The organism is Neisseria sp. P0020.S003, from assembly GCF_051957095.1.
Classification (GTDB): domain Bacteria; phylum Pseudomonadota; class Gammaproteobacteria; order Burkholderiales; family Neisseriaceae; genus Neisseria; species Neisseria subflava.
Genome location: NZ_JBQCWU010000019.1, coordinates 23442 through 34574 on the forward strand (window position 1 = coordinate 23442; position 11133 = coordinate 34574).

Genomic DNA, 11133 nt, shown 5'->3' on the forward strand with positions numbered 1-11133 from the left:
AATCATTGGGCAGTTTATGAGAAAAGGAACACTTCTCATGGAAAAAATGAGTTTTGAAATTTACCGTTACAACCCGGACGTTGATGCCAAACCTTATATGCAACGTTACGAGTTGGAATTGGAACCAACCGACGTTAAACTTTTGGACGCTTTAGTGCGCCTGAAAGCGCAAGACGATACATTGTCTTTCCGCCGTTCTTGCCGCGAAGGTATTTGCGGTTCTGACGGTATGAACATCAACGGCAAAAACGGCTTGGCATGTCTGACCGATCTGCGCGGTTTGAAACAGCCGGTTAAAATCCGTCCTCTGCCAGGTCTGCCTGTTATCCGCGACCTGATTGTGGATATGACCCAATTCTTCAAGCAATATCACTCCATCAAACCTTACGTTGTCAACGATAACCCTATCGATGCGGACAAAGAGCGTCTGCAAACTCAGGAAGAGCGTAAAGAGTTGGACGGTTTGTACGAATGTATTTTGTGCGCCTGCTGTTCGACTGCCTGCCCGTCATTCTGGTGGAACCCTGATAAATTCGTTGGTCCGTCTGGCTTGCTGAATGCTTACCGCTTCATTGCGGATAGCCGTGATACCATTACTAACGAGCGTTTGGATAATCTGAACGACCCATACCGTTTGTTCCGTTGCCATACCATTATGAACTGCGTAGACGTATGTCCTAAACACTTGAATCCGACCCGAGCCATCGGTAAGATTAAAGAGATTATGTTGAAACGAGCCGTTTAAGAAATGATGGTTTTTGACGATATTGCCAAACGGAAAATCCGTTTTCAAACCCGCCGAGGATTGTTGGAATTGGACTTAATCTTCGGTAGGTTTATGGAAAAAGAATTCGAGCACCTGAGTGATCAGGAGTTGTCCGAATTTTCCGAAATCCTCGAATTTCAAGACCAAGAGTTGCTTGCCTTGATTAACGGACATTCGGCGACGGACAAGAAACACCTGATTCCCATGCTTGAAAAAATCAGACAGGCATGACGTGTTATAGAGCTTGTTTGTGATGCTAATCCGAACAAGCTCTTTCCGTACTGAGGCCGTCTGAAAAAAAGGACCGTGTCGCTTGGGCGGCAACGAAAGCCCCAACTTACAAAGGAGTTTAAGAATGTCTAAATCAGTCAAGCTCACCATCCCAAATCAAGAGACCTTGGAACTGCCAGTATTGGAAGCAAGTATCGGTCATGATGTGGTTGATATCCGCGCGTTGACAAAAAATACAGGTCTGTTTTCCTTCGATCCCGGATTCGTGTCAACTGCAAGTTGCGAATCCAAAATCACTTATATTGATGGCGATGAAGGTCTGTTGTATTACCGTGGTTATCCTATCGAGCAGCTGGCCGAAAAATCTGATTACTTAGAAGTTTGCTATCTGTTGATTTACGGCGAACTGCCAACCCCTGAACAGAAAAAAGAATTTGATGCCACAGTCAGCCGCCATACTATGCTGCATGAGCAGTTGACTTGGTTCTTCCGCGGTTTCCGTCGCGATGCGCATCCGATGGCGATGATGGTTGGCGTGGTTGGCGCTTTGTCTGCGTTCTACCAAGACAGCTTGGATATTGCCAATCCTGAGCACCGCAAAATTGCAATTTACCGCTTGATCTCCAAAATCCCGACAATTGCGGCAATGTGTTACCGTTATTCCAACGGTCTGCCGTTCAATTATCCAAAAAATAACCTTTCCTATGCTGAAAACTTCTTACACATGATGTTTGCGACACCATGTGAAGAATACAAACCTAATCCAGTATTGGCTCGCGCGCTCGACCGCATCTTTATTTTGCATGCTGACCACGAGCAAAACGCTTCTACTTCGACTGTACGTTTGGCCGGTTCTTCGGGCGCGAACCCATTTGCCTGTATCGCCGCCGGTATCGCCTGTCTGTGGGGTGCTTCACACGGCGGTGCAAACGAAGCTGTTTTGAAAATGCTGGACGAAATCGGCGATGTATCTAATGTTGCCGCATACATGGAAGGTGTGAAACAACGCAAATACCGTCTGATGGGCTTCGGTCACCGCGTATACCGCAATATGGACCCACGAGCCAACATCATGCGCGAAACCTGTTATGAAGTCTTGAAAGAATTAGGCTTGGAAGACAGTCCTAAATTCAAGCTGGCGATGGAATTGGAACAAATTGCACTGAAAGATCCATTCTTTGTTGAACGCAAGCTGTATCCAAACGTCGATTTCTACTCCGGTATCGTCTTGTCCGCATTGGGCATTCCAACTGAAATGTTTACCGTTATCTTCGCATTGTCGCGCAGTGTAGGTTGGATTTCTCATTGGCATGAAATGATTAGCGATCCGGCACTGAAAATCGGTCGCCCACGTCAACTGTATACCGGTGCAGAGCGTCGCGATTACGTTCCGGTAGATAAACGCTAATAGACAATACATTAATATATTGTTGAAAAGTCGTTTGAAAAAATCGAATTGCCGTTTTCAATGAGGTTGGTCGTAATTAATTAAGTTGATAGCAGGTAATTTGATTTGAAATAGGGTAGAATAAAGTGTCATTTCAGACGGCCTGAATTCCGTTCGGAGAACACGGGATTCTACCCTTTGTTTATATTTTAAAGAAAAGAGCTCACGCCATGATGGACGAAAAACTCAATTTCTCTTATCTGTTTGGTTCTAATGCGCCATACATCGAGGAGTTGTATGAAAAGTTTCTGGATAATCCGGAATCTGTCGATGAAAAATGGAAACAGTACTTTACCGATTTGAGTAAACAGCCGGGCGCAGTCGCTGTCGATGTTGCCCATACACCGATTCGTGAATCATTTGCCACTTTGGCTAAAAAGAAAATTGCCGCAGCCGTTGCAGGCGGTGTGGATGAGGCAATGATGAAAAAGCAAGTCAGCGTTTTGCGACTGATTTCTGCCTATCGTATCCAAGGCGTGGGTGCAGCCCAACTTGATCCGCTCAAACGTATTCCTCCTCAAAATATCGAAGCTCTCGATCCTAAATTCCACGGTCTGTCAGATGCCGATATGGCACTTCAATTCAATATGGGCGAGGGCGATTTTTCTGGTCAGAGCAAACTGCCTCTGTCCCAAATCATCAGCAACCTCAAACAAACCTACTGCGGCCATATCGCGGTAGAGTACATCTACATTCCAAATACCGAAGAGCGCCGCTGGGTTCGCAATTATTTTGAAAGCGTACTGTCTACGCCAAGCTACAACGTTGAACAAAAACGCCGTATCTTGAAAGAAATGACTGCCGCCGAAACTCTGGAACGTTACCTGCATACCAAATATGTTGGTCAAAAACGCTTTGGTGTAGAAGGCGGCGAAAGCGCGATTGCTGGTTTGAACTACCTGATTCAAAATGCCGGTAAAGACGGCGTGGAAGAAGTCATCATCGGTATGGCACACCGTGGCCGTCTGAATGTTTTGGTTAACATTTTGGGCAAAAAACCGGCTGATCTGTTTGCTGAATTCGAAGGCCGAGCCGAAATCAAATTGCCTAGCGGCGACGTAAAATACCACATGGGCTTCAGCTCCGACATCGCTACGCCACACGGCCCAATGCACGTTTCTTTGGCATTTAACCCGTCACACTTGGAAATCGTTAACCCAGTAGTGGAAGGTTCTGCACGCGCCAAACAAAAACGTTTGGGCGAAAACGGTCGCGATAAAGTCTTGCCAGTATTGATTCACGGTGACTCCGCATTTATTGGTTTGGGTGTTAACCAAGCAACATTCAACCTGTCTAAAACACGCGGTTATACCACAGGTGGTACTGTTCACATCGTGATCAACAACCAAATCGGCTTTACGACTTCCGATACCCGCGATACCCGTTCTACCGTACATTGTACCGATATCGCGAAAATGGTTTCTGCTCCGGTTATCCATGTGAACGGCGATGATCCTGAACGCGTTTGCTTTGCCATCCAAGCTGCCTTGGATTACCGCAAAAAATTCCATAAAGACATCGTGGTCGACGTTGTCTGCTACCGTAAATGGGGCCACAACGAGGGCGATGATCCGACCTTGACCCAACCGATGATGTACAAAAAAGTATCGCAACACCCAGGTGCGCGTGCTTTGTACACCGAGCAACTGATTGCCGAAGGCGTGGTAACTCAAGCTGAGGCTGACGGTTACATCCAAGCTTACCGTGATGCTTTGGACAAAGGCGAACATGTTGAGCAAACAACTTTGAGCAACTTCCAACGCACGCAAATCGATTGGAGTAAATACCAAGGCAAAGATTGGCGCGAACACATCGAAACCGGTTTGCCTGCCGCAGATATTGAGCGTCTTACTGAGAAGTTTACCGCCGTACCGGAAGGCTTTGCCCTGCATCCGACTGCAAAACGTGTGATTGAAGCGCGTAAAGCAATGGCATCAGGCAAACAAGCCATCGACTGGGGTATGGCCGAAACCTTGGCATACGCAAGCCTGCTGACTAAAGGCCATGGCGTGCGTATCTCCGGTGAGGACTCCGGTCGCGGTACATTCTCACACCGTCATGCAGTATTGCACGATCAAAACCGTGAAAAGTGGGACGACGGTACTTATGTTCCTCTGCGCCATATGGGCGAAGGCATGGGCGAGTTCCTGGTTATCGACTCCATTTTGAACGAAGAAGCTGTGATGGCGTTTGAGTACGGCTTTGCCTGCTCCGCTCCTGACAAGCTGACCATTTGGGAAGCTCAATTTGGTGACTTCGCCAACGGCGCACAAGTGACTATTGACCAATTCCTGTCTTCAGGCGAAACCAAATGGGGTCGTTTGTGCGGTCTGACCACCATCCTGCCGCACGGCTACGACGGTCAAGGTCCTGAACACTCTTCTGCACGCGTAGAACGTTGGTTGCAACTGTGTTCTGAGAACAATATGCAAGTCATCATGCCGTCTGAAGCGTCGCAAATGTTCCACATCTTGCAACGTCAAGTCTTGGGTTCATACCGCAAACCGCTGGTGATTTTCATGTCCAAACGCCTGTTGCGCTTCAAAGGTGCAATGAGCCCACTGGAAAACTTCACCGAAGGTTCGACTTTCCGTCCGGTTATCGACGATACAGCCGAACGCGCAAGCAACGACAGCGTGAAACGCGTGGTATTGTGTGCCGGTCAGGTTTACTATGACTTGGAAGCTGGCCGTGCCGAGCGTAAACTAGAAGATGATGTTGCTATCGTCCGCGTTGAGCAGCTGTATCCATTCCCATACGACGAGGTTAAAGCTGAACTGGCGAAATATCCGAACGCAAAATCTGTGGTTTGGGCGCAAGAAGAGCCGAAAAACCAAGGTGCGTTCTACCAAATCCGCCACCGCATCGAAGACGTTATCAGCGAAGAGCAAAAACTGTCTTATGCCGGTCGTCCAAGCAGCGCATCGCCTGCAGTGGGCTACTCAAGCAAACACATTGCTCAATTGAAACAATTGGTTGAAGACGCTTTGGCGTTGTAAACCAAGTGGCATTCCGTCTGAGGCTGCTCAGGCGGAATGCCCATATGCAGAATTAAAAACACACAACAGGCCATCTGAAAGGGCCATTGGAGACACAAAATGATTATTGATGTAAAAGTACCTATGCTGTCTGAAAGCGTATCTGAAGGCACGCTCTTGGAATGGAAGAAAAAAGTTGGCGAAGCAGTTGCCCGTGACGAAATCCTGATCGATATCGAAACTGACAAAGTGGTTTTGGAAGTACCTTCTCCGCAAGCCGGCGTATTGGTTGAAATCGTAGCGCAAGACGGTGAGACCGTTGTTGCCGACCAAGTTTTGGCACGTATCGATACAGCTGCTACTGCCGCTGCTGAAGCACCTGCAGCCGCTCCTGCCGAAGCAGCCCCGGCCGCTGCTCCTGCTGCTGCACAAAACAACGCCGCTATGCCTGCCGCCGCCAAACTGGCTGCCGAGACCGGTGTTGACGTGAACGCATTGCAAGGTTCCGGCCGTGACGGTCGCGTATTGAAAGAAGACGTACAAAATGCCGCTGCCAAACCTGCCGCAGCCGCTGCTCCTGCCGTTGCACTTCCTGCCGGCGCGCGTCCTGAAGAACGCGTACCAATGAGCCGCCTGCGAGCCCGTGTTGCAGAACGCCTCCTGGCTTCTCAACAAGAAAACGCTATTTTGACTACATTCAATGAAGTCAACATGAAACCAATCATGGACTTGCGTGCGAAGTACAAAGATAAATTCGAGAAAGAACACGGCGTAAAACTGGGCTTTATGTCCTTCTTCGTTAAAGCCGCTGTTGCCGCCCTGAAAAAATACCCAGTTGTGAATGCTTCTGTTGACGGTAAAGACATCGTTTACCACGGCTACTTCGACATCGGTATTGCAATTGGCAGCCCACGCGGTTTGGTTGTACCAATCCTGCGCGATGCCGACCAAATGAGTATTGCCGACATCGAACAAGCAATTGTTGATTACGCGAAAAAAGCCAAAGACGGCAAAATCGCTATCGAAGATTTGACCGGCGGTACATTCAGTATTACCAATGGCGGTACTTTCGGTTCTATGATGTCTACCCCAATCATTAACCCACCTCAATCTGCGATTTTGGGTATGCACGCCACTAAAGAGCGCGCTGTGGTTGAAAACGGCCAAGTTGTTGTCCGTCCAATGATGTATCTGGCTCTGTCTTACGACCACCGTATCATCGACGGCCGCGAAGCTGTATTGACCTTGGTAGCCATTAAAGACGCGTTGGAAGACCCAGCTCGCCTGTTGTTGGATCTGTAATCGTTTCAGACGGCCTTTTATTTATTAATGAAAAGGCCGTCTGAATTTTTATTTAGATGTAGCGTAATGTAGTATCGTGCTACAATAGGCTCAACAAACGATTGAGGCCGTCTGAAACATTTGATTCGAATGAATCGGCAGATATGGACTTTCAGACGGCCTTTTCTTAAAACCATCAAAACGCAGTCATTCAAAATAAAAAAGAAACAAAAAGTATCGTTTTTATTTTGAGATACTGCTAAAAGCAAAGGATGACACGATGTCTCAATATGATGTAGTAGTGATTGGTGCAGGCCCGGGCGGATACGTTGCCGCCATCCGTGCCGCGCAACTGGGTTTCAAAACCGCTTGCGTTGACGCAGGCGTTAACAAAGCAGGCAATGCCCCTGCATTGGGTGGTACTTGCTTGAACGTAGGCTGTATCCCTTCCAAAGCCCTGTTGCAATCCAGCGAACATTTCCACGCTGCGCAACACGATTTTGCCGAACACGGTATCACTGTCGGCAACGTAAAATTCGACGCGGCCAAAATGATTGAGCGCAAAGATGCCATCGTGACCAAGCTGACCGGCGGCGTGAAATTCCTGTTCCAAAAAAACAAAGTAACCAGCCTGTTCGGTACTGCTTCCTTTGCCGGTAAAAATGGCGATGCTTACCAAATCGAAGTTGATAACAAAGGCGAGAAAACCGTTATCGAAGCCAAACACGTCATCGTAGCGACCGGTTCCGTACCGCGTCCGCTGCCACAAGTCGCTATCGACAACGTGAACGTTTTGGACAACGAAGGCGCATTGAACCTGACCGAAGTGCCTGCTAAACTCGGCGTGATCGGTTCCGGCGTGATTGGTTTGGAAATGGGTTCCGTATGGAACCGCGTGGGTGCAGAAGTTACCATTCTTGAAGCCGCCCCGACCTTCTTGGCTGCCGCCGACCAACAAATCGCCAAAGAAGCCTTCAAATACTTCACTAAAGAGCAAGGCTTGAGCATTGAATTGGGCGTGAAAATCGGCGACATCAAATCTGAAGGCAAAGGCGTTTCCGTTGCTTACGAAACAGCTGCTGGTGAAGCCAAAACCGAAGTATTCGACAAACTGATCGTTGCCATCGGCCGTATTCCAAACACCAAAGGCCTGAACGTCGAAGCCGTAGGCTTGGAAAAAGACGAACGAGGCTTTATCAAAGTAGATGGCGAATGCCGTACCAACCTGCCTAACGTATGGGCAATCGGCGATGTGGTCCGCGGCCCGATGTTGGCACACAAAGCCAGCGACGAAGGCGTTGCCGTTGCCGAGCGCATTGCAGGTCAAAAACCGCATATCGACTTCAACAACGTACCGTTTGTTATTTACACCGACCCTGAAATCGCTTGGGTGGGTAAAACCGAAGAGCAGCTCAAAGCCGAAGGCGTGGAGTACAAAAAAGGTACTTCAGGTTTCGGTGCAAACGGTCGCGCATTGGCAATGGGCAAAGCCAAAGGTACGGTTAAAGTGTTGGCAGATGCCAAAACCGACCGCATCTTGGGCGTACACATGATCGGCCCGGTTGTCAGTGAATTGGTTACCGAAGGCGTGACTGCGCTCGAATTCTTCGCCAGCAGCGAAGACATCGCCCGCATTATCCATGCACACCCGACCTTGTCCGAAGTGGTGCATGAAGCTGCATTGGCGGCCGACAAACGCGCTTTGCACGGTTGATAGACATTGAGGCCGTCTGAAACTTTTCAGACGGCCTTAAGGCTTTCGATAAATTGAATGTTCCGAGAGCTTCGTTTTCTGATTTATAATTCCATCAGACAAACAAACAGCATTTACATTCATTATGAACAAAGAAATAGTCGGTATTTTCTTTATACCGATGGGCATCATCAGCATGTGTATGGCTGCATTGTGGCAGATGTATGTGATGATGACCGAAACTTATACGCTCAACCGTTTCAAAGATAAAGAATTGGTTTGGCGCGTGGCATTGTTGTTTATCAGTTTCAGCCTTGCCGTTTATCTGCTCTGCCCGAATTCGCGTAAAAAAGGCATCGTCTTTTTTATTCTCGGAGGAGGCGGTGCAGCCATGTATCTGCTGGCGCGGATGTGGCTGCCCTTCAGTAAATAGTAGGGCCGTCTGAAAATATGGGATTGGCCGCAGGGCGATTCCTAAAACCCACTCACCTTAAGGAGAAATCCATGAATTTACACGAGTATCAGGCTAAAGAACTGCTGGCTAGCTACGGTTTGCCCGTACAAGGCGGCATTTTGGCACACAACGGCGAAGAAGCCGCTGCAGCTTACGACAAATTGGGCGGCAAATTCGCTGTTGTCAAAGCACAAGTACACGCCGGCGGCCGCGGTAAAGCGGGCGGCGTAAAAGTCGTTAAAAGCCGCGAAGAAGCTAAAGAAGTGGCTGAAAGCCTGATTGGCACCAACTTGGTAACTTACCAAACCGATGCCAACGGCCAACCTGTCAACAGCGTTTTGGTTTGCGAAGACATGTATCCTGTTCAAACCGAGCTGTACTTGGGCGCAGTGGTTGACCGTTCTACCCGCCGCGTTACATTCATGGCTTCTACCGAAGGTGGCGTGGAAATCGAAAAAGTTGCTGCCGAAACTCCAGAAAAAATCTTCAAAGTAACCGTTGATCCGCTGGTCGGCCTGCAACCTTGCCAAGCTCGTGAAGTTGCCTTCCAACTGGGCTTGAAAGACAAACAAATCAACGAGTTCGTCAAACTGATGACCGGTGCGTACAAAGCGTTTGTCGAAAACGACTTCGCACTGTTTGAAGTAAACCCATTGGCAGTTCGCGAAAACGGCGCACTGGCTTGCGTGGACGGCAAAATCGGTATCGACAGCAACGCGCTCTACCGCCTGCCAAAAATCGCTGAATTGCGCGACAAATCTCAAGAAAACGAACGTGAGCTGAAAGCTTCCGAATTCGACCTGAACTATGTTGCCCTGGAAGGCAACATCGGCTGTATGGTTAACGGTGCCGGTTTGGCGATGGCCACTATGGACATCATCAAACTCAAAGGCGGTCAACCTGCCAACTTCTTGGACGTTGGCGGCGGCGCAACCAAAGATCGCGTGGTTGAAGCGTTCAAACTGATTTTGGAAGACAAATCCGTTAAAGGCGTATTGATCAACATCTTCGGCGGTATCGTACGTTGCGACATGATTGCGGAAGCCATCGTGGCAGCCGTTAAAGAAATCAACGTCAACGTTCCTGTCGTTGTTCGTTTGGAAGGTAACAACGCCGAACTCGGCGCGAAAATCCTGAACGAATCAGGTCTGAAACTGACTTCTGCAGACGGCCTGAATGACGCAGCCGAAAAAATTGTTGCAGCCGTAAACGCCTAAGGAGAAAAGAATGAGCGTATTGATTAATAAAGACACCAAAGTATTGGTTCAAGGTTTCACCGGTAAAAACGGTACTTTCCACTCCGAACAAGCTCTGGCTTACGGCACTAAAGTTGTTGGCGGCGTTACCCCAGGCAAAGGCGGTCAAACCCACCTGGATCTGCCTGTATTCAACACCATGAAAGAAGCCGTTAAAGAAACCGGCGCGGACGCATCTGTAATTTACGTCCCAGCTCCGTTTGTTTTGGACTCTATCGTTGAAGCCGTTGATTCAGGCGTAGGCTTGGTCGTTGTGATTACCGAAGGCGTACCAACTCTGGACATGCTCAAAGCCAAACGTTACTTGGAAACCAACGGCAACGGTACCCGCTTGGTCGGCCCTAACTGCCCGGGCGTGATTACTCCGGGCGAGTGCAAAATCGGTATTATGCCGGGCCACATCCATACTCCGGGCCGCATCGGTATTATTTCCCGTTCCGGTACATTGACTTACGAAGCTGTGGCACAAACCACCAAACTGGGCTTGGGTCAATCAACCTGTATCGGTATCGGCGGCGACCCGATTCCTGGTATGAACCAAATCGACGCACTGAAACTCTTCCAAGAAGACCCAGATACCGACGCCATCATCATGATCGGTGAAATCGGCGGTACTGCGGAAGAAGAAGCAGCCGAATACATCCAATCCAACGTAACCAAACCTGTTGTAGGTTACATTGCTGGTGTTACCGCTCCTAAAGGCAAACGTATGGGCCACGCCGGTGCGATTATCTCTGGTGGTAAAGGTACTGCCGAAGAAAAATTCGCCGCTTTTGAAAAAGCCGGTATCGCTTACACCCGCAGCCCTGCCGAGCTGGGCACTACCATGCTGGAAGTGTTGAAAGCAAAAGGTTTGGCATAAGACTTAAGTCTTTAAGCTGAATTGAAAAGGCCGTCTGAAGTTTGAACTGGCCCCCAAATCTTGGACACTCATAAAAGCCTATTCAGGCACTTTGTGTAAGCTGGGTTCTATATGCGACAGGACTCAGCTTTTTCAATTTCAAACTGCAACGCTCCCGGTTGTAGT

The 11133-nt window shown here is 48.7% G+C and carries 10 protein-coding genes; 9 read left to right on the plus strand and 1 reads right to left on the minus strand.

Going from position 1 to position 11133, the window contains the following annotated elements:
* Nucleotides 1-37 precede the first annotated feature (37 nt).
* The 9 genes from ACTHTQ_RS09545 to sucD all read left to right on the plus strand — a co-directional run bounded on the left by ACTHTQ_RS09545 (nt 38) and on the right by sucD (nt 10968).
* On the plus strand, nt 38-745 hold the full coding sequence (locus ACTHTQ_RS09545; protein WP_002241462.1) for a succinate dehydrogenase iron-sulfur subunit: 708 nt from the start codon (nt 38-40) through the stop codon (nt 743-745).
* 3 nt (nt 746-748) lie between these two features.
* The gene (locus ACTHTQ_RS09550; RefSeq protein ID WP_003678830.1) at nt 749-997 is read left to right on the plus strand and encodes an FAD assembly factor SdhE; all 249 of its coding nucleotides are present in this window, start codon (nt 749-751) and stop codon (nt 995-997) included.
* A 124-nt stretch (nt 998-1121) separates the two neighbouring features.
* Nucleotides 1122-2405 (plus strand): citrate synthase, encoded by a 1284-nt coding sequence (gltA, locus tag ACTHTQ_RS09555; RefSeq protein ID WP_440363768.1) that lies wholly within the window; start codon nt 1122-1124, stop codon nt 2403-2405.
* Nucleotides 2406-2614: 209 nt separating this feature from the next.
* Complete coding sequence (locus tag ACTHTQ_RS09560; RefSeq protein ID WP_440363769.1) at nt 2615-5443, plus strand: 2-oxoglutarate dehydrogenase E1 component; 2829 nt, start codon at nt 2615-2617, stop codon at nt 5441-5443.
* Between the two features lie 99 nt (nt 5444-5542).
* On the plus strand, nt 5543-6724 hold the full coding sequence (gene odhB, locus ACTHTQ_RS09565) for a 2-oxoglutarate dehydrogenase complex dihydrolipoyllysine-residue succinyltransferase (protein WP_063075931.1): 1182 nt from the start codon (nt 5543-5545) through the stop codon (nt 6722-6724).
* Between the two features lie 259 nt (nt 6725-6983).
* Entirely contained in the window at nt 6984-8417 is a 1434-nt protein-coding gene (gene lpdA, locus ACTHTQ_RS09570; RefSeq protein ID WP_440363770.1) for a dihydrolipoyl dehydrogenase, read from the plus strand.
* Between the two features lie 124 nt (nt 8418-8541).
* On the plus strand, nt 8542-8829 hold the full coding sequence (locus ACTHTQ_RS09575; RefSeq protein ID WP_002213751.1) for a hypothetical protein: 288 nt from the start codon (nt 8542-8544) through the stop codon (nt 8827-8829).
* Between the two features lie 71 nt (nt 8830-8900).
* Complete coding sequence (gene sucC, locus ACTHTQ_RS09580; protein ID WP_002226419.1) at nt 8901-10067, plus strand: ADP-forming succinate--CoA ligase subunit beta; 1167 nt, start codon at nt 8901-8903, stop codon at nt 10065-10067.
* A gap of 10 nt (nt 10068-10077) precedes the next feature.
* Nucleotides 10078-10968, plus strand: a complete 891-nt coding sequence (sucD, locus tag ACTHTQ_RS09585) for a succinate--CoA ligase subunit alpha (protein WP_002244992.1) — start codon at nt 10078-10080, stop codon at nt 10966-10968.
* 82 nt (nt 10969-11050) lie between these two features.
* Here the strand turns inward: sucD and ACTHTQ_RS09590 are convergent.
* Nucleotides 11051-11133: IS3 family transposase (locus tag ACTHTQ_RS09590; protein ID WP_440363771.1), on the minus strand; the 83-nt coding region annotated here is incomplete at its 5' end.

What these genes read in the sequence shown, in the direction of transcription:
- ACTHTQ_RS09545 (WP_002241462.1), top strand. Translation starts at nt 38, where the DNA reads ATGGAAAAAATGAGTTTTGAAATTTACCGTTACAACCCGGACGTTGAT.
- ACTHTQ_RS09550 (WP_003678830.1), top strand. Translation starts at nt 749, where the DNA reads ATGATGGTTTTTGACGATATTGCCAAACGGAAAATCCGTTTTCAAACC.
- gltA (WP_440363768.1), top strand. Translation starts at nt 1,122, where the DNA reads ATGTCTAAATCAGTCAAGCTCACCATCCCAAATCAAGAGACCTTGGAA.
- ACTHTQ_RS09560 (WP_440363769.1), top strand. Translation starts at nt 2,615, where the DNA reads ATGATGGACGAAAAACTCAATTTCTCTTATCTGTTTGGTTCTAATGCG.
- odhB (WP_063075931.1), top strand. Translation starts at nt 5,543, where the DNA reads ATGATTATTGATGTAAAAGTACCTATGCTGTCTGAAAGCGTATCTGAA.
- lpdA (WP_440363770.1), top strand. Translation starts at nt 6,984, where the DNA reads ATGTCTCAATATGATGTAGTAGTGATTGGTGCAGGCCCGGGCGGATAC.
- ACTHTQ_RS09575 (WP_002213751.1), top strand. Translation starts at nt 8,542, where the DNA reads ATGAACAAAGAAATAGTCGGTATTTTCTTTATACCGATGGGCATCATC.
- sucC (WP_002226419.1), top strand. Translation starts at nt 8,901, where the DNA reads ATGAATTTACACGAGTATCAGGCTAAAGAACTGCTGGCTAGCTACGGT.
- sucD (WP_002244992.1), top strand. Translation starts at nt 10,078, where the DNA reads ATGAGCGTATTGATTAATAAAGACACCAAAGTATTGGTTCAAGGTTTC.